This window comes from Aeromonas sp. D3, from assembly GCF_027705025.1.
Lineage (GTDB): Bacteria > Pseudomonadota > Gammaproteobacteria > Enterobacterales > Aeromonadaceae > Aeromonas > Aeromonas salmonicida.
Window position 1 is genome coordinate 64,255 of record NZ_JAPDBE010000020.1, and the last position, 18,759, is coordinate 83,013.

The following is an 18,759-nucleotide window of genomic DNA, read 5'->3' on the forward strand; positions in this document are numbered from 1 at the left end:
GCAGTTACAGCTGGAGCGGTACGAGCGTGGCGGGTGTGCCGGGCTTTACCTTGCCGGCGGACTGGAGCGGGGTAGTGGATGGCAACGTGGCGGGGACCACGGACGAGGGGGGTGCTGCCAATCAGGACTTCACCGTGACGGTCACTGCGACCAATGATGCCCCCATGCTGACCGTCTCTGATCTGCGTATCTCTGAAGAGGGGTTGCTTGGGGCCAATCCGGATAATTCACCCAATCCGGGCGATACCACTGACAGCACATCAGCCAATGCCACGGCAGGTGTGACGGACATCGACAGCAGTGCCTTTACCTTCACTCTCTCAGCACCATCCAGCTTGAGCTCCGGTGGGCAGCCTGTTGTGTGGAGCGGTATCGGCTCTGCGATCCTGGTTGGCTCTGTGGGTGGGAACCCGGTCATACAGGTATCTGTGGATCCGACGGGCAAATACACGGTCGACCTGCTGGGCCCCATCGATCATGAGTTTGGAGACAATCAGGAAGGGCTGGAGACATTTACGTTCAACCTGTCGGTCAGCGACGGTGATTTGAGTGATACCAAGCAGGTCAGTGTTGTCATTGAAGATGATATGCCGGTGATCACAGGTATCGAAAGTCTTGAGGTTATGAATGTGGCTACCATCACCACGGGGGGATTGTTTGGCGTCTCCTTTGGGGCTGACGGCCCTCTGGCCAGTGGTGGACTGACATTGACCGGATGGCCGGATCTGGCCGGGATCACCGAGACCTTGTCTATGGACGGGAAGACCCTGGTAGCCACTATTGATGGCAGTGGGCAACCACCCGAAGTCTTCTATACCCTGACACTCAATGAAGACAATACTTACAGCTTCAATCTTGTCACTCCGCAGCCAACCCAGACCTTCTCGATCGGTTCACAGTTCGGTGCCGGTGGGCCGGTTGAGACGATTGGGGTAACTGCTGGCGGGATTGGTGTCCTGTTCGATGGACTGCTGTTCAATGGCAGTGTCAATAACCCTCAAAATCTGCCTGGCAGCGATGCAGATAACCTTAATCCGAACAACAACGGGTTCGGGATCAAAAATGGCAACCTGGACAATAACGAAGGGTTCAAGGTATCCACCACGACGGGTGTTGATGGCCTCTCTTTCAATGTGTATGGGGTTGGCAATACCAATACCAGCACCATACAGTGGGTGGCCTATGCGGCCGATGGTGTCACCGTCATCGACTCAGGAGAGCTTGTCCTGTCAGGTCTGAATGGCTCAATGCAGCTGGCCAGCATAGAGCCCGACGGCGAGTTCAGTCAGCTCTACGTGCGCTTTGTGCTGGATGGTAATGACTCGGTACGAATTGAGAACTTCGGGGTGATAGACAAGATAACGCCCCCCGATATTGAGCTCGACTTCAGCGCTACCTTGACGGACGGCGATGGCGATCAGGCCAGCGCCAACTTCACTGTATCGGTCAAGAGCAATGAGCCCCCTGTGGCGTCCAATATCCTGGTGGTGGGCAGCAACTCCTCGGATACCCCCGACAGCACGGGGACACCAGGCACAGGCGACGATCACAAGGTACCCAACTCGGATGGCAATGTGGATGGTGTTGTGGCAGGCGGTGCTGGTCACGATATTCTGGTCGGGGATGTGGGTGGCACAACCACCAATTTCATCCCGGGCCAGAGCTACAATATCGCTCTGGTTGTCGATGTGTCCGGCAGTATGGAAGGCGGACGCCTGAGCATGCTCAAGGCGTCCCTGACCCATCTGGCCAATCAGCTCAAGGATCATGATGGCGAGATCAATATCACCCTGATCAGTTTTGCCACCAATGCCAGTGAACGCGTGACCATTGTAGGTCTGGATGCCAGCAATGTGATCAACCTGACCAATGCCATTGATACCCTGGTTGCCAACGGAGGGACCAACTATGAGGCAGCCTTCAACCAGGCGGTGCAGTGGTTCAATAACGGCAGTCAGGCAGATCCCGATTATGAAAACCTGACCTTCTTCGTCACGGATGGCAATCCAACCTACTACATCAATGACAGCAATCAGGTTGCCGGCCCGGGCGATAGTACTACCTACACGGTGGTCAAGGAGTCTGTCGATGCGTTTGAGTCGCTGAGCAGCATCAGTCAGGTCAATGCCATCGGGGTAACCAACAGCGTCAATCAGGAGCTGCTCAAGTTCTTTGACAACACGACGGAAACCGGCTCGCAGTTCTACTCCGCTGGCAGCTTCCTCGATCTGGCTACCTTTGGCAGTGGAGGCAGTGGCATCAATGCAGCCTCGGGGTGGGTACGTAGCGGTGATCCACAGGGAACCCACACTGTCACTGGAGGCTACTTGCGCATCATGGATGACCGTACGAGTTCTGATACTGACAGAACCGTATTGGCGCTGGCCGTTGCCAACGCTATCCAGATTTCTGCGGCACAAGCTGGCGCAAGCCTGCAGTTCCAGTATGCCTTGAGTTCTGTCAATTCCAGTGACAGCTTCACCTGGAAGCTGGTAAGGCTCGATGGCGGTGCTTGGGATCTGGCCAGCCCACTACAAAGTGGCACGATCACCGGTATTGGTACATCTGGGACAACATCTTACAGCACCATCACTACCAACGGGCTTGCAGCCGGGCAATACGGCTTTGTGTTCGAGTTGCTTGATAACTCCAACAGTCGCACTGCCGAAGTGCGAATAGACAATATCCGGGTCGAGCAGGGTTTCAGCGCCCCGATAGGGGAAGCCCAGATTGTGACCAGTGCCGAGCAGTTGACGGCGGCACTGACCGAGGGCGATCAGATAACTGTGCTGCTTGGGGCTGGCAATGATGTGGTCGATGGGGGCGCAGGCAATGACATTTTGTTTGGTGATGCGCTCAATACCGATGCGTTGGCAACCCAGTTGGGCCTGACCTTGCCTGCAGGGTCCGGTTGGCTGGTATTCGAGACCCTGGAAACAAGTCATGGTTGGACTCGTGAACAGACGGTGGACTATATCCGTACCCACCTCACAGAGCTGAGTGTTGAAGGTGGTCGTAGCGGTGGTAATGACACTCTTCTGGGTGGGACTGGCAATGACATTATCTTTGGCCAGGAAGGCAATGACACCCTTGATGGTGGTGAAGGGGATGATTACCTGCATGGAGGCTCAGGCAACGACACTTTGATCGGTGGCCTGGGTGATGACATTCTGATCGGCGGCCTCGGTAGCGACACCATGACAGGGGGCGCTGGCAGCGATACCTTCAAGTGGCTTGCTGGCGATGCTGATGGCAGTACGGACAACATCACGGACTTTACCCTGGGGAATACGGCCAGTGGGGGGGATGTGCTGGATCTGTCTGATTTGCTGGTTGGGGTGCCGACTGGTGGCAGCAACGATGATTTGGCGGCGGCGTTGGACAGTTACTTGCAGTTTGATACCGCCACCAAGACGTTGACGATAGACCCTGATGGTGTGGTCGGTGGTTCCGAGCTGACGATTCAGTTCCAGAACTCCCTTGATCTTGCCTCCCTGGGTTCTAACCAGGATATCATCAAGCAACTGCTGGATGATGGTAACCTCAAGGTTGATCCGTAATCAGGTAACGGGGCCGGGCTATGCCTGGCCCCTGTTTTTTGACTGAGGGGGCGGCTAAGATAGCGGCAGTAGAGGAGATGGTCACCATGCAGTCATTTAATTGGGTCGATATTGATGGTATTCGCTATAGCTGGGACGGGCAGGGCAGCATTACCTGCACCGGCCAGTTTGGCTATCAGGCAACCATGGCGGGTGACCGGATTGACGGGCTGGATCTTGAAAGCGAAGATGGCGACGTGGCGGGTTCCCTCAATGTGGACTTCGCGGCGGCCACCATCGCATTTAATCCGGCAATGGATGCTGAGCCACCTCACAGGGTGGTGCTGGTCGGGCATGATGAGGGGCAGCAGGAGTATTCGCTGCAGAGTTTGAGCCATGCCTGCTTGCAGGATCTGCTCATTCACTCCGACAGTATCGACTGTGCTCCACTGACCACATCCATGCTGGCAGACCCCATTAGCCAGGTACAGGGACATGTTCTGTCGTGGGATTCGTTCCATTTTGATGATGAAGACCTGATCACTTCCCGCAGTGCCGTACCTGTTGCCTCGAGTCATCCTGAGCCGATGGGCAATGAGATCAGCATCAGTATCGATATGACCAATCAGGTACTGGATCAGATACCGCCACTGCACGATATATGAATCCCATTCAGCCACGGGCATAATGACCTCACTCTAATTGATTGAGGTTTTTTTATATGTGGCGTTCCCTTCTTACCCTTTCCGCTCTGGTTGTCAGTGCTCCGTTATTCGCGCTCGAAGTACCGCAAGCCCCACATCTGGTGGTAAGTGGTTATGCCGAGCAAAAGGCCGAACCCGATATGCTGACCCTCAATGTTGCGGTCACTGCATTGGAAAAGCAGGGCATCAAGGCCAAGCAGCAGGTCGATAGCAAGGTTGCGGCCTTCTTTGGTCAGCTGGAAGGGCTGGGCATCAAGCGCAGCGATGTGGAAGCGGGCAACCTGGTGATCTCTCCCGAGTATCAGTATCCGCAGAACAAGAAACCGGAACTGGTGGGATACCGTGCCCAGCGTCAACTCGCGGTCAAACTCTATCAGCTCGACAAACTGAGCGGGCTGATGGATACCGCTCTCAAGGCGGGTCTGGAGTCAGTCTCCCAGATTGAGTACGGTCTCAAGTCGCCGCAGATCATCAAGGAGCAGGCTCGTATTGGTGCGGTCGAGGATGCCAAGAACAAGGCGGAGTCCCTGGCCAAGGCGTTCGGCATGAAGCTTGGCAAGGTTTACAGCGTGGAGTACCGCAACAATACCCCCATGCCCATCTATAGCCGTGCACTCAAGGCCGCCGCCATGGCCCCTGCCGCCGACATGATGGAAAACAGTTATCAACAGCAGCAGATCAGCATCACGGACAACGTGGAAGCCGTCTTCCTGCTGGAGTAAGGGGATGGCCTCCGGCCCTGTCCCTCACCTGTCCCAAGCCCGAGGCTCACCCCTCGGGCTTGTTGTTTTTACGGCAGTTTTTTGCGCGCATCAGCAAGCAAGTGATATCGCCTGGCGGGCAGCAGGCTCCCATTCTTGCAGGCTTGATGGCTTGCATCCCTGTGCTCAGCATCTGGCAGCAGATAGAAGAGGGATAGAAAAATGCCGGTCAGTGACCGGCATTTGAGTAACGAGCGTCGGAAAAATCAGCCAAGGTCGGCGGCAAGACGTCCCTGACGTTTCAGCTTGAGTTGATAACCGATGGCCAGCACGACGATCCAGACCGGGATGAGCAGCACCGAGATCTGGATGCCCGGGGTCAGGTACATGATGACCAGAATACCGGCCATGAAGGCGAGGCAGAGGTAGTTACCCAGTGGATACCAGAACGCCTTGAACTTGGGCTCAACCCCTTCGGCCTGCTTGCTCTTGCGAAACTTCAGGTGCGCAAGGCTTATCATGGCCCAGTTGATGACCAGTGCCGAAACCACCAGTGCCATCAGCAGCTCGAACGCCTTGCCCGGCATCAGGTAGTTGATCAGCACACACAAGAGGGTTGCCGCTGCAGAGACGGAGATAGCCACTACGGGCACACCGCTCTTGCTGGTTTTGAGCAGGCTGCGCGGGCCGTTGCCTTGCTTGGCCAGACCGAACAGCATGCGGCTGTTGCAGTAGACACAGCTGTTGTAGACCGACAATGCAGCGGTCAGCACCACCATGTTGAGCACGGTTGCCACCAGGTTGCTATCCAGCGCGTGGAAGATCATCACGAAGGGACTGCCGCCTTCCACGACCTTGCCCCAGGGATAGAGGGACATCAGCACGGCCAGGGCGCCAATGTAGAAAATCAGGATACGGTAGATCACCTGATTGGTGGCCTTGGGAATGCTCTTCTCGGGGTCATCCGCCTCTGCGGCCGTGATCCCTACCAGCTCAAGGCCACCGAACGAGAACATGATCACCGCCATCGCCATCACCAGACCGCTGATGCCGTTGGGGAAGAAACCGCCCTGGTCCCACAGATTGGTGATGCTGGCATCCGGTCCGCCGTTGCCGCTGGCGAGCAGGTAGCCGCCAAAGCCAATCATGCCGACGATAGCGACCACCTTGATGATGGCAAACCAGAACTCCATCTCGCCGAACGCCTTGACGTTGGAGAGGTTGATGGCGTTGATCAGCACGAAGAAGACGGCAGCCGACATCCAGGTCGGGATCTCGGGCCACCAGTACTGGACATAGATGCCGACCGCCGTCAGCTCGGCCATGCTTACCAGCACGTAGAGTACCCAGTAGTTCCAGCCGGAGGCGAAACCGGCGAAGTCACCCCAGTATTTGTAGGCAAAGTGGCTGAAGGAGCCCGCTACCGGCTCTTCCACCACCATCTCGCCCAGCTGGCGCATGATAAGAAAGGCGATAAAGCCGCCGATGGCATAGCCGAGCAGCACTGAGGGGCCCGCCATCTTGATGGTCTGGGCAATCCCGAGAAACAGGCCGGTACCTATGGCGCCGCCCAATGCGATGAGCTGGATATGGCGGTTTTTCAGGCCGCGCTTCAGCTCCTCGCCGTCTTGTTGAAGATCCATTCTTCCTTCCTTACGTCTCTGATGTCACTCGTCTGTCATCTCGCCCGTCGAGTCACTCCATGTGACCTTGCACGGCAAAGCGTGCTTGAAACGTGACGAAATCCGTATTTATTTCGTTACGGCAGGTCGCTTGTTGTTTTTTGTAGCGGCTACCAACGGAAGCAGAATAGTGATAATCAGCCGTCAACGCACCTGTTTTCCTTATCATTCGTTGGTTTTTTCGGCATCAAGCAGGTTTTTCAGGACTCCAAATACAAAAAGAGGAGTGACTGGCTGTATTGTGAACAATCGAATGCTGTTCAGTTGACTCTTTCAGTGATTCCTGTTTTATAAAGCCTCCTCCGTGAAAAGGACAGGCTTCATGCAACGTATTATTGGCAGCCTGCTGGCCGTCGCGCTCTGGTTGACGGTCTGGCTCTCGCCCCTGTTGCTTGCCATGGCGGCGGGATGCATGCTTGTCTGGGCTGTGCAGGGTGATGACTATCTTGTGATGCACTTTCGAACCGTGCTGCTGACAGCTGGCGCTCTGGTTGACTGAACGGGTACGCAGGCGCTATGGCGTGCTCAACTTTTACGCCATGCTGATGAACAACAAGGAGTTGAACAGCACTGGCTCCCGTCCCCGCTAGCCAAAAAACGGAGCCAGATGCTACAGCATTGGGCTCCGTTTTCATTTCTGCTTATCTGTCCCGTCAACTTGCCACCCGGGATGAAGTCGGCAGTGCGTTGATCTCCAGGATATTTTCCCCTTTCAGTAGAGCTGACGGCGCATGCCGGTAGCCTCCAGAATTTTCGCGCTTATCTCCTCCACCGAGTGAGAACTGGTGTCGAGGAAGCGGATCGCCTCCTGGCGAAATAGCCGCTCCACGCTTGCCAACTCCTGCTCGCACTGCTCCAGCGAAGAGTAGCGGCTGTTGGCGCGGCGCTGATTGCGGATCTCGTGCAGCCGCTGGGGCGTTATGGTGAGGCCGAACAGCTTGTGGCGATTGGCCTTGAGGGCGGTGGGCAGCACCAGGGTGCCCATGTCCTGTTCGATAAAGGGATAGTTGGCGGCGCGAATGCCAAATTGCAGCGCCAGATAGAGGCTGGTCGGCGTCTTGCCGCAGCGGGAGACCCCGATGAGGATGATGTCCGCCTCCTCATACTCCTTGGTGGTGATGCCGTCGTCGTTGGCCAGTGCGAAGTTGACCGCCTCGATGCGATCGTCATAGAGCTTGCGGTTCTCCATGCCGTGGGTGCGATGGAGTCTCGGCTCGGCCTTGACCCCCAGCTCCTGCTCCAGCGGGCTGACGAAGGTGTTGAGAAAGTCGTGGCCGCTCGCCTGGGCCTTGAGCACCTCTTCCCGTACCAGGGGGTCGACTATGGTGTGAAACAGTATGGGCCGCAGCCCGGTCTGGCGGAACTGCTCGTCGATACGCGCCCGCACCTGCCTGGCTTTCTCCAGGGTCTCTACGAAGGGGATGGTGACTTGTTCGAACACCAGTGGAAACTGGCTCAACACGGCGTGGCCGAATACTTCGGCCGTGATGGCAGTGCCGTCGGATACATAGAATACGGTGTGCACGATGCGCTCCTGTGATGCGGGCTGGTGAGGTTGCGAGCAGTCAGTATCTCTCGAAACCATATCTATTTTGTCAACCGATCTGCTGTGCCCAAGTTGTGAAGTGGCTTGCAAACCTGAGTCGTTACCTTTTTGTGTTGGCATTGTAGAATGTCTGTGTCATTCGACCATCCCCAAATCTTGCTCGGGGATTTTTTTGACAACAAATAGAAAACGTTTTCATGGTCGTTGGCAACAGTAGAAACGGACAATAACGCATATAACTCACGCACCTAATTTGGCGCAGAAGGTGCCATGGCACCCGAGCCCACCAACCTGGAGACATGCAAGTGCAACAGTACGTACTCTGGTACGAACAACTCGGAATGCAAGATGTAGAACGAGTTGGCGGCAAGAACGCATCCCTTGGCGAGATGATCAGCAACCTCTCTGGTGCCGGTGTATCCGTGCCGGGTGGCTTTGCGACCACGGCCTTTGCGTTTAACGAGTTTCTGGAGTCAAGCGGCCTCAACGGCAAGATCCATGATCTGCTCGATAACCTGGATGTGGACGACATAGGCGCCCTCAACCGGGCGGGTCAGCAGATCCGCGACTGGGTGATCGAAGCCCCGTTCCAGCCAGCACTGGAGCAGGCGATCTGCGCCGCCTACGACAAGCTGAGTGCGGGTCTGGATGCCTCTTTCGCGGTGCGCTCCTCCGCCACCGCCGAGGATATGCCGGACGCTTCCTTTGCCGGTCAGCAGGAGACCTTCCTCAACGTACGCGGCATCGATGCCGTCATGATTGCCGTCAAGCATGTGTTTGCTTCACTGTTCAATGACCGCGCCATCTCCTATCGGGTGCACCAGGGTTATGACCACAAGGGCGTGGCACTCTCGGCCGGGGTGCAGCGCATGGTGCGCTCGGATCTGGCCGCCTCCGGCGTCATGTTCACCCTGGATACCGAATCCGGTTTCAACGACGTTGTCTTTATCACAGGCGCTCAAGGCCTGGGCGAGATGGTGGTGCAGGGCGCAGTCAACCCGGATGAGTTTTATGTGCACAAGCCAACCCTCAGGGGCGGGCGCCCTGCCGTGGTGCGCAAGACCCTCGGCTCCAAACTTATCAAGATGACCTACTCGGACGATGCCGGTCATGGCCGTCAGGTGAAGATCGTCGACACGACCGAGACCGAACGCAACCGCTTCTGTATCACGGATGCCGAGGTGATGGAGCTGGCCAAGCAGGCCCTCATCATAGAGCAGCACTATGGTCGCCCCATGGATATCGAGTGGGCCAAGGATGGACAGGATGGCCAGCTCTACATAGTGCAGGCGCGTCCCGAGACGGTGCGCAGCCGTCAGGAGGCCAATACCCTGGAGCGTTTCGCCCTTAAACAGGCGGGCAAGGTGCTGATCGAAGGGCGAGCCATCGGCCACAAGATTGGTGCGGGTCCGGCGCGGGTCATCTCCTCCATCAGCCAGATGGACGAGGTGCAGCCCGGCGATGTGCTGGTCACCGACATGACGGATCCGGACTGGGAGCCCATCATGAAGCGGGCCTCCGCCATCGTCACCAACCGTGGCGGGCGTACCTGTCACGCCGCCATCATAGCCCGGGAGCTGGGTATTCCGGCCGTGGTGGGTTGTGGCAATGCCACCGATCATATTGCCCCGGGTCAGCTCATCACCGTCTCCTGCGCGGAAGGGGATACCGGCTTCATCTATGACGGCGAGCTCGATTTCGATGTGGCTGTGACCGAAGTGGGCAACATGCCACCCTTGCCCATCAAGATCATGATGAACGTCGGCAATCCGGACCGGGCGTTTGATTTCGCCCAGCTGCCCAATGCCGGTGTGGGTCTGGCGCGGCTCGAGTTCATCATCAATCGCATGATTGGTGTGCATCCCAAGGCCTTGCTGGAATTCGACCAGCAGAGCCCGGAACTTCAGGCCACCATCGCTAAGATGATCGCAGGCTACGACAATCCGAGGGAATACTATGTCGCCAAGCTGACCGAGGGGATCGCCACTCTGGGTGCCGCCTTCTGGCCGGAGCGGGTCATAGTGCGGATGTCGGACTTCAAGTCCAACGAGTACGCCAATCTGGTCGGCGGGCGTGACTATGAGCCCCACGAAGAGAACCCCATGATAGGGTTCCGTGGCGCGGCACGTTACATAGCCGACAGTTTCCGTCCCTGCTTTGCGCTGGAGTGTGAAGCCATCAAGCGGGTGCGCGACGTCATGGGGTTGACCAACGTCGAGGTGATGATCCCCTTCGTGCGCACAGTGGGTGAGGCCGCCCAGGTGATCGACATCCTGGCCGAGAACGGGCTGCGCCGTGGCGAGCGAGGATTGAAGGTGATCATGATGTGCGAGATCCCCTCCAACGCCCTGCTGGCGGATCAGTTCCTGCAGCACGTGGATGGCTTCTCCATCGGCTCCAACGACATGACCCAGCTTACACTCGGACTGGACAGGGATTCGGGCCTCATCGCCCACCTGTTCGACGAACGCAACGAGGCGGTCAAGGCGTTGTTGTCGATGGCCATCCAGGCTGCGCGCAAGGCGGGCAAGTATGTCGGCATCTGCGGTCAGGGCCCCTCGGATCATCCTGACTTTGCCGCCTGGCTGGTCGAGCAGGGCATAGACTCTGTGTCCCTCAACCCGGATACAGTGGTCGATACCTGGCTCTATCTGGCGGAGCAACACAAGGCTCGCTGAGTCTGTGTTGATTAACAACTGCGATAATAAAAACGGCGCCCTGACAGGGCGCCGTTTTTATCTTTTAATGACTGCTCGGTGTTATTTTTACGCCATATTTTTACTTCTCTGCCAAAATAAGCGCGCCAGATCCTGATCTTACACTCCGTTACATAGGTTCACTGCCTCACCACGCCATAATAACCCTGCCATGTCATGGACAGACTGGCGGATCACCATATTCACGTCATGTCGGGTCAGGTTAAAAATATAGGTTCCACTTGTACTCGACGCATCAATAAATATGTTTCTTGTTATTAATGTGGCCAGGGCAGGCAAATGTCACAGAGCGTATCAAATCAAGTGATCAGAAGAATGCTGGCAGCCTGTCAGCAGCAAGGGGGAGATACGGATGCCATTCTGATGGCTGCCGGTCTGACGCCATTCGATATCCACCGTGAGCATGGCCGGATCCAGGCCCACAGCCATTACCGCATGCTGAGCCTGATGCAGCGGCATCTGAATGGCTTTCACGAGGGCATACTGTCTTACGATATCGCCGAGCTCTACCAGCACTACCCGGCACTCATCAGTCTATGCCTGAACCAGCCGTCCCCTCGCGCCGCCATCAAAGCCCTGCTGGCCTATCGCACCGTCATCGGCAACTGCGACAATTTTCAGGTGAGGGAGGGGGCGTCTCACACCCAATATGAATATATCAATCAAGGGCCTGCCGCCCTGGGCGCCAGCCAGGCCATCCCCAATTTTGTCATCCTCTACCGGATCCTGCTGGTTTATGTGCCAAACCTGACGGTGTCGGTGGGGCTCATTGGCAAGTCGCTGGGCTCTCACCGCCAGCTGGATCACTTCTTTGGAACCCACTGTCGCTGGGATCAGCCTAGCAACACCCTGACCATAAGCAATGCCCTGCTGGATAGCCGAGCCGATGGCTATAACGGGCCCCTTTGCCGTTTGCAGACAAGCCAGCTTGAGCATATCTGCCTCGACATTGATGAGCGGGTGCCCTTTGCCAATCTGGTGGCTGACATGATCCGCCATAACATTCGCAGCGGTGTCATGGAGTGCGATGACAATTTACTCAAGGATGTCTGTTCGGCCATGAATATCAGCCGCTGGACCCTGAACCGGAAATTGCAGGGGGAGGGCAGTAGCTTCTCGGCCATCTTGAAACAGGTCAAGATGATGGAGGCGTGCCGTTTATTGGGGGATGGGGACCAGCCACTGCAAAATATCAGCGACCTGATGGGTTTTTCCTCCCAGAGTGCCTTCAATCGTTTCTTCAAGGCCAATACCAATATGACGCCGTTGGCCTACCGAAATACTCGCCAATAATAACGGCGCTGGTCTCGTCAAGCGTTCCCGGTACAGAAAATGGGAGCGCACGTTAACACGCCGCTCCCATTATTTTATGCTGTCACTGTCGCCGGCTTATTTGGTGACAGTGGTCACTGTGGCAGGGTCCACGCCTTCCGGAAGGGCCAGGGTGCCCGGGGTCGTGCTGCTCACCACTATCTCCTTGCTCACCGTGAAGGTGACCGGCGTGGTGGCGGAGACATCCGAAGAGGGGCTGATGTAGGCGCTGTAACTGCCCGGCTCCACTATCCACTGGTTGCTGGCCTCATCGAAGCTGGCGAGTATGCTGGCCGGAATGGTGAAGCTCAGCTGCTCGGCGGCGCCCGGTGCCAGCTGCTTGGTCTTGGCAAAGGCCTTGAGCTCTATGGTCGGTTTTTGCAGTTTGACCTCGGGGGCGGTGACATAGACCTGGGCCGCCTCCTTGCCTGCCACGGCGCCCGTGTTGGTGATGGTTGCCGTCAGCACCAGGCTGCCGGCCGCGCCATCGGCCAGGGTATTGTTGGCGATGGCGGGGCTGGTGTAGCCGAAGCTGGTGTAGGAGAGGCCAAAGCCGAACGGGTAGGAAACCGCCTTGTCGAAGGTGCTGTAGTAGCGATAGCCCACATAGATCCCCTCGTTGTAGTAGAGATCGTCCGGCTCGCCGTCACCGTCGGTATCTTCACCCGGGAAGGTGCCGGCGGAGGGCACGCTGGCGTAGCTTAACGGGAAGCTCTGGGCCAGCTTGCCACTGGGGTTGACCGCCCCCGACAGCACGTCGGCCACCGCATGGCCGGTTTCCTGACCCGCCATGTAGGCCAGCAGTATGGCGTCCACCTTGTGGCCCCACTGGGCTGTGTCGATGACGCCGTTGACGTTGAGCACCACCACCACCTTTTTGCCCTGGGCGTGGAAGGCGCCGCTCACCGCATCGATAAGGGCGGTCTCGTCATCGCCGAGCAGGTAGTCGCCCTTGCTGTCGGTGCGATCCGCCCCTTCACCGGCCTGACGGCCTATGCTGATGACCGCCACATCCTGCTCACCGGCAGCCGTGGTGATCAAACTGGCGAGTTCGGGGCTGACGGTGGCCTCATCGCAGGTGTAGTAGCCTTTGGCGCCGAATTGCCCCTCGTGATAGACCTTGTTGGCCTCATAAAAATCGCCGTAGTAAGTTTGCAGCGTGTCGTTGACCGGGAAACGGCTGGCCAGCCCCCGGGCTATGGTGGTAGTGCTGGCGGCGTTCACATCCCCGCTGCCGGTGCCACCCTTGTAGGTGTTGATCTGGTTGATGCCAAAGCTGGCCACCTTGCTGGTCGCGGCGATGGGCAGGGCGGTGGCTTCGTTGCGCAGCAGCACCATGCTTTCGGCTCCGGCCTGGCGAGCCAGTTTGGCGTGGGCGGCCAGATCCGGGCTGTTGCTGACGGCCAGCTGGTTGTAAGAGGGGCTCTTCATCACCTGGGTCAGGATATGGATGGCGGCCTCGGTCACCTTGGCCTCGTTGAGATCGCCCTGCTCGATGGATTGCTGCAACTGCTCCTTGACGTTGCCAGGTTCAATCAAATCCTGCCCCGCCAGCACCTGCTTGTAGGCGTTGTTGGCCACATCGCCTGCGAACCAGTCTGACATCACCAGGCCGTCGAATTGCCACTCACCGCGCAGCACATCGGTTATGGCATCCTTGCGCTCGTTGACATAAGTGCCGTTGAACTTGTTGTAGGAGGTCATGATTGCCCATGGCTGTGCCTCGTCCACCGCGATCTGGAAGCCACGCAGATAAATTTCACGGAAGGTTCTCGGCTCGCCGATGTCGTTGATCTGATTCCGGTTGGTTTCAGAGTTGTTGCCAAAGTAGTGCTTGATGGTGGTGCCGACTCCGTTGCTTTCCACCCCGTTGACCATGGCGGCGCCTATCTTGCCGGTGAGCAGCGGGTCTTCCGAGTAGTACTCGAAGTTGCGGCCATTGAGCGGGTTGCGCTGGATGTTCATGCCGGGGGCCAGCAGGATATCGACCCCGTACTGGCGCACCTCGTCCCCCATGGCTTCACCCACGGACTTGACCAGGCTGACGTCCCAGCTGGAGGCGAGCAGGGAGCCGATGGGCCAGGCGGTGGCGTAATAGGTGGTGCTGTCGCCGTCGCGGTTGGCGCTGATCCGCAGGCCCGCCGGGCCATCGGCCAGTTTCAGAGCCGGAATGTCGATACCGTCGGCACTGCGCGTTACCCCGTTGATGTAGCCCGCTACCCCGGCGACATCCTGCTTGAGGTTGATGGCGCTGTTGGCGCTGCCATAACCTGGGCCGGAGAGCAGGCTCAGCTTCTCGTCCAGGGTGAGCTTGGCCACCATGGCTTCGGCCTGACCGCGGTAGTAGGCATCGTCTTTTACCAAGGGGTCCGAGTCGTTCTGGTTGCAGCCAACCAGCAGCCCGGCCAGCGTTAGGCTGACACCGAGTGAAACCGCTTTCATTTTTGTCGTGATAGGCATGAAGACTTCCTCGTAACTGTCTGAATAAAAAGGCAAGTGCGATATCGACACCGGCAAGTGATCGGGCCGGGCGGCCGCTCTGATGGCGGGTTCCCATGGATATCGATGACGGCTCAGGGTGGGCCAGGGTGCATGTGCAAGGGTGCAGCCATGGCCGGAGCCGCAGGCAGGTTAGCAAGTCGGGCTGACTGCGCCTTGCCTTGGCGGAGCGAGAAATGTGCAGTTGGGAGCAAGGGTGCCAAGTTGTGACAGGGGTCGCATCACAGGCTGTGCGGAAGGGAGGGGAAAGGGGAGGCTGGATGACCCACCATTGAGGATGGTTGCAACAGGGCGGTCCGGCTTGGGTTGCGATTTGCCGTGAGGTGCAGGGCGCCGGCGCTCGGGCAGAAGAGAGGGGGCCTGCGGCCCCCTCGGCGTGTGCAAGATACCTCGCGCTTGTCAGCGCAAGGGCTTGCTCACTTTGGCTGTTTCAGTGCACCGGCCAGTTCGATCTGCACCCTGACTCCTTGTTGCTTGAGCTGGGTGGCGATGGCGTTCAGATCCGTGCCGGGTTTGGCTTCCAGCAGGGCGATGCCGCCGCTGCTCTGCTTGAACTGCAGGCCGTGGCGACCCGCCAGCGTCTTGGCCTGATTGTCATCGGCCTCTACCAGCAGGGTGCCGCTGACGGTCAGCTCAGGGCTGGCGACCCCTTGCAGCAGGACGTCGCCGCTGCGCAGGGTCTGTTGTGGCACCTTGCCATCCAGGCTGCGGGCGACCCGTTTCTTGTTGCCGTTATCCGGCGTCAGGTAGGTTTTGCCATTCACCTCTATGGTGTTGTACTGCTTGCCATCGATCACTACCGATTCGTCGGCCGTTGCGTGTACGCAGACCGAGGCCAGCAGGCTTGCCAGGGCAAGGCTGAGTAAGCTGTGTTTCATGTTATGACTCCTCTGTGATCAGGAACGGGCTGCGTCGTGACCGAGTACCCGCAGGGACCAGTCGAGCAGTTGACCCGGCTGGCTGTTGTTGCGTTCGATCAGGGTGCTGCGGGTGTTGGTTCTGCGATCGAGCAGTGAGACCTGGCGGCTGCCATTGGCCACGTCGGTCACCTCCAGGCGCCACTCGCCCTGAGCCGGTTCGCCGTAGAACTTGTGGGAGAGCATGCGCATGTCACGCAGCCCCTTGGTGCGCACATAGCCCAGCTGCTGCCGGTCGAGGGATTGTCCCACCAGGCTGTTGTTGGGGTTGAGCAACACGCTGCGGGTGCCGGATGGCGAGACCAGTTCGATCAGCAAGTCGGGCAGCCGCTGGTGATCCAGGCTCACCATCACCTGCACGGCCTCTACCGTCAATGGCTGATCGACCACAGTGCTGGAGCGGGTCGGGCTGCTGCCCACATCCGGGATGGCACCGACGGCGCGATCCCGGACCGTCACCTTCTGCCAGGGCAACTGTACCAGTGGCGGCAGCGGTTCGTGGCTGGCGGCGCGGGTCAGGGTCTTGTTCACATCCACCAGGCCGAAACCATAGGTCGGGCTGTACCAGAGGCCGGCCGCGTTGCGCTCCCACCCCTCCAGACCCGTCACCTGGCGGCGCTGGCCGTTGGCAGCCGTGTAGCTTATCTGTACGGGCACCTGATTGGCGTCGAGTCGGGTGGCGTTGCGGGCCAGCAGATCGCGCAGATCCCGCACCGACAAGTCCGGATAGGCGGACATCAGCAGCGCCATGGCGCCTGTGGTGTTCGGGGTGGCCGAGGAGGTGCCGTTCATCACGCCGTTATAGTCGCAGCTGGCATCCAGTTGCGGGTTGTTGTGCAGCCGGTTGGTGCTGGGATCGTCCACCCGGTTGTAACCCATGTCGCAGCCGGGCAGATCCGTGGTCACCATGGCGGGCGCATCCGTGCCGTATTCCCCGCCGGGGGCGCTCAGGAAGACGTTGCTGCCGACGCTGGAGTAGGAAGAACGTACCCCGTCCGCGTTGATGGCGCTCACCACCAGGTTCCAGAAGTTGCTGTTGGAGGGATCAATGTTGCTGTTCTCGAACGGCAGCTTGGGCAGGTTGCCGGTACGGTTGAGCACATAGTTGCCGGAGGCAATCCGGTTGAAGCCGTTGCCCGCCGCCTTGATATAGGCCGCGCCTTGGGCCTGCTGGGTCCGCTGTTCGAACAGGCGATCGAGCTGCACCTGATCCAGCCCGTTGGCCCCTTCTGGTTCGACCAGGCTCATGCCGTAACTCTGGTTGAAGACCCGGTTGTCCGCGGTGACGGCGTTGCCGCCAAGAGCGTAGAGCCAATCTTTTTGCAGCTGCTGGCTGTTGTCATCGAGCAGGTTGAAGCCCTGCAATTGGGCGCGAGGGGCTACCCCCAAGGTGCCTATGCTGTTGTCCACCGCGGCTATGATGCCGGATACCGAAGTACCGTGGGCACTGTCCGGATCGGTCGGAGTCGGATCGTCGCTGCCGGTCACTACGTTACGTGAACCCGGGCGCACATTGTCTGCCAGATCCGGGTGCGCTATGGCCAGGCCATCGTCCACCACAGCCACATTGATGCCCTGACCCAGTACCTCGGTGCGGTGTGCCCACCAGAGGTTGAGATCATTGCCCGCCACGCCGCCGCGAGGGCTGAAGGCATTCTGGCCGCTGTTGAGCAGGTGCCACTGCTGGTCCTGCAGGGGATTGATGCCGGGCAGACAGCGTACTGCGCTGCTGCGGCCTGTATCGAGTCCGGCCTCTTTGCCGGTGAGTGGGATGCAACTCTCATTAGCCTGAACTGAAGCGATAGGCAGGGCCGAGAGCAGGGCCGAGATTGCCAACGCCAACGATGTTTTTCTCATTGATAAACTCCATCTTATATCGCACCGTCCTGGGTGCGACTGGCATCTATACACGGGAAAAACAGAGCCAAAAAGCGCTCATTTCAGTTCTGGGATAAGGCTCAAAAAAATCCCATTACAAATCTGTTTCAAACCATATGGGGGTTCCGGCGAATCCCTTTATGTGCTGTATTGAGAACTTTTCTCAGTTGGGGGCTGTTGATCTTTGTCTTTATAGATCAATATGTTATTAATCCATCATTCACCCTGGCTGCGGTCGTGCCGAGGCTGCCACTTTGAGTTGGCCCTGATCGGATATGGCTTATCTCCAAGCGGCAATAAAAACGGCGCCAGTGGCGCCGCGTTTTTGTGAGGTGCTGACCGAGAGTGGTCAGCCGTTATTTGATCAAGGCAAGGATCGGGCGAAACGCCGGATGGCGGCAATCCCCCAGCAGCTCATAGAGGCACATTTCCACCGAGGTGAGCCGCGCTCCACAAGTGGCCAGCTGAGCGATGGCCAAGTCGCGGTTGGCGGCGCTGCGGGAGGACACCGCATCCACCACCAGGGAGACATCGGCGCCGCTGCCGAGCAGCCCCAGCACAGTCTGGTAGACGCAGATATGAGCCTCTATGCCGCACACCAGCCAATGGCGTCTGCCGATCCGGGCGAGGGCGGCTGCCACTGCCGGCTCCCCCAGCGCGCCGAAGCTGAATTTGGTCAGCACGGGGGCACCGCTCTGCAGCGGCTGCAACTCGGGCACCGTTGGCCCCAGCTTGTCCGGATTCTGTTCCAGCCAGACAACCGGTAAACCCAGCGCCTGGGCCCCTTGTACCAGCCGTGAGCTATTGGCAATCAGGGCAGAGCTCTCCTCGACGAGCCGTGCCAGCTTGCCCTGAATATCGACGACCAGCAGGCCTGTGGTAGAGGCGGTCAGCATGATGGCTCCTTGGATCAGATCAGAGTGTGGCGCCCAGTGGACGGATGACAGATGTACGCGACTTGTTCCACAAATAGATGAGGGTCAGCGCGATGGCGGTACCGATCGGCAAGGCGAACAGATGCAGCGCAATAAAGCACCAGAAGACAACCTTGAAGCCCTTCACCGGCTCTGTGAGCCCGCGATAAGCTACATAGTTGAATGCCATGATAAACAACCCAATGGCCAGTGCGAGGCCGATGCTGACCCCCTGTGACGGGGCTGATCCGGCCGGGTGCCGCGGGCTGACCATCAGGGCGGGATCGCACTTTGTTAATGAAATTTGAACAGGCAGATCGTCTGTGATCTAATCGCGTCTCCATGCAGGAG

General features: G+C 58.3%; 12 protein-coding genes and 1 pseudogene. 6 read left to right on the plus strand and 7 right to left on the minus strand.

Annotation, left to right across the window (positions count from 1 at the left end):
* The 3 genes from OKC28_RS13085 to OKC28_RS13095 form a co-directional block, all read left to right on the plus strand.
* Positions 1–3,560, plus strand: a 3,560-nt coding sequence (locus OKC28_RS13085) for a VWA domain-containing protein (RefSeq protein ID WP_270689606.1), incomplete at its 5' end; no start/stop codon positions are given.
* An 86-nt stretch (positions 3,561–3,646) separates the two neighbouring features.
* Complete coding sequence (locus tag OKC28_RS13090) at positions 3,647–4,204, plus strand: hypothetical protein (protein ID WP_270689608.1); 558 nt, start codon at positions 3,647–3,649, stop codon at positions 4,202–4,204.
* A 56-nt stretch (positions 4,205–4,260) separates the two neighbouring features.
* Positions 4,261–4,965, plus strand: coding sequence for an SIMPL domain-containing protein (locus OKC28_RS13095; protein WP_021140495.1), 705 nt, complete (start codon positions 4,261–4,263; stop codon positions 4,963–4,965).
* Between the two features lie 245 nt (positions 4,966–5,210).
* On the opposite strand, the gene OKC28_RS13100 is transcribed toward OKC28_RS13095, so the two are convergent.
* Positions 5,211–6,587, minus strand: a complete 1,377-nt coding sequence (locus OKC28_RS13100) for an amino acid permease (protein WP_058395488.1) — start codon at positions 6,585–6,587, stop codon at positions 5,211–5,213.
* A gap of 361 nt (positions 6,588–6,948) precedes the next feature.
* Here OKC28_RS13100 and OKC28_RS13105 point away from each other — a divergent pair.
* Positions 6,949–7,216, plus strand: a pseudogene (locus tag OKC28_RS13105) (hypothetical protein).
* 122 nt (positions 7,217–7,338) lie between these two features.
* On the opposite strand, the gene ppsR reads toward OKC28_RS13105, so the two are convergent.
* Positions 7,339–8,151 carry a posphoenolpyruvate synthetase regulatory kinase/phosphorylase PpsR gene (gene ppsR, locus OKC28_RS13110; RefSeq protein ID WP_021140498.1) on the minus strand — a complete coding sequence of 271 codons (813 nt, stop codon included), beginning with the start codon at positions 8,149–8,151 and terminating at the stop codon, positions 7,339–7,341.
* Between the two features lie 320 nt (positions 8,152–8,471).
* Between ppsR and ppsA the strand changes: the two genes are divergently transcribed.
* Together ppsA and OKC28_RS13120 are read left to right on the plus strand one after the other, a co-directional pair.
* On the plus strand, positions 8,472–10,850 hold the full coding sequence (ppsA, locus tag OKC28_RS13115) for a phosphoenolpyruvate synthase (protein ID WP_234579758.1): 2,379 nt from the start codon (positions 8,472–8,474) through the stop codon (positions 10,848–10,850).
* 354 nt (positions 10,851–11,204) lie between these two features.
* Positions 11,205–12,182, plus strand: a complete 978-nt coding sequence (locus OKC28_RS13120) for an AraC family transcriptional regulator (protein ID WP_270689616.1) — start codon at positions 11,205–11,207, stop codon at positions 12,180–12,182.
* Positions 12,183–12,278: 96 nt separating this feature from the next.
* On the opposite strand, the gene OKC28_RS13125 is transcribed toward OKC28_RS13120, so the two are convergent.
* The 5 genes from OKC28_RS13125 to OKC28_RS13145 all read right to left on the minus strand — a co-directional run bounded on the left by OKC28_RS13125 (position 12,279) and on the right by OKC28_RS13145 (position 18,598).
* Positions 12,279–14,660 carry a beta-glucosidase family protein gene (locus OKC28_RS13125; protein ID WP_270689618.1) on the minus strand — a complete coding sequence of 794 codons (2,382 nt, stop codon included), beginning with the start codon at positions 14,658–14,660 and terminating at the stop codon, positions 12,279–12,281.
* A gap of 455 nt (positions 14,661–15,115) precedes the next feature.
* Positions 15,116–15,577: a serine protease chaperone gene (locus OKC28_RS13130; protein WP_256684244.1), complete on the minus strand. Its 462-nt coding sequence runs from the start codon at positions 15,575–15,577 to the stop codon at positions 15,116–15,118.
* A gap of 18 nt (positions 15,578–15,595) precedes the next feature.
* Positions 15,596–17,473, minus strand: a complete 1,878-nt coding sequence (gene asp, locus OKC28_RS13135) for a serine protease Asp (protein ID WP_256684242.1) — start codon at positions 17,471–17,473, stop codon at positions 15,596–15,598.
* Between the two features lie 377 nt (positions 17,474–17,850).
* Positions 17,851–18,390 carry a hydrolase gene (locus tag OKC28_RS13140; RefSeq protein WP_256684240.1) on the minus strand — a complete coding sequence of 180 codons (540 nt, stop codon included), beginning with the start codon at positions 18,388–18,390 and terminating at the stop codon, positions 17,851–17,853.
* 19 nt (positions 18,391–18,409) lie between these two features.
* Positions 18,410–18,598: a hypothetical protein gene (locus OKC28_RS13145; RefSeq protein WP_270689622.1), complete on the minus strand. Its 189-nt coding sequence runs from the start codon at positions 18,596–18,598 to the stop codon at positions 18,410–18,412.
* Positions 18,599–18,759: the final 161 nt, after the last annotated feature.

What these genes read in the sequence shown, in the direction of transcription:
- OKC28_RS13090 (WP_270689608.1), top strand. Translation starts at nt 3,647, where the DNA reads ATGCAGTCATTTAATTGGGTCGATATTGATGGTATTCGCTATAGCTGG.
- OKC28_RS13095 (WP_021140495.1), top strand. Translation starts at nt 4,261, where the DNA reads ATGTGGCGTTCCCTTCTTACCCTTTCCGCTCTGGTTGTCAGTGCTCCG.
- OKC28_RS13100 (WP_058395488.1), bottom strand. Translation starts at nt 6,587, where the DNA reads ATGGATCTTCAACAAGACGGCGAGGAGCTGAAGCGCGGCCTGAAAAAC.
- ppsA (WP_234579758.1), top strand. Translation starts at nt 8,472, where the DNA reads ATGCAAGTGCAACAGTACGTACTCTGGTACGAACAACTCGGAATGCAA.
- OKC28_RS13120 (WP_270689616.1), top strand. Translation starts at nt 11,205, where the DNA reads ATGCTGGCAGCCTGTCAGCAGCAAGGGGGAGATACGGATGCCATTCTG.
- OKC28_RS13125 (WP_270689618.1), bottom strand. Translation starts at nt 14,660, where the DNA reads ATGCCTATCACGACAAAAATGAAAGCGGTTTCACTCGGTGTCAGCCTA.
- OKC28_RS13130 (WP_256684244.1), bottom strand. Translation starts at nt 15,577, where the DNA reads ATGAAACACAGCTTACTCAGCCTTGCCCTGGCAAGCCTGCTGGCCTCG.
- asp (WP_256684242.1), bottom strand. Translation starts at nt 17,473, where the DNA reads ATGAGAAAAACATCGTTGGCGTTGGCAATCTCGGCCCTGCTCTCGGCC.
- OKC28_RS13140 (WP_256684240.1), bottom strand. Translation starts at nt 18,390, where the DNA reads ATGCTGACCGCCTCTACCACAGGCCTGCTGGTCGTCGATATTCAGGGC.
- OKC28_RS13145 (WP_270689622.1), bottom strand. Translation starts at nt 18,598, where the DNA reads ATGGCATTCAACTATGTAGCTTATCGCGGGCTCACAGAGCCGGTGAAG.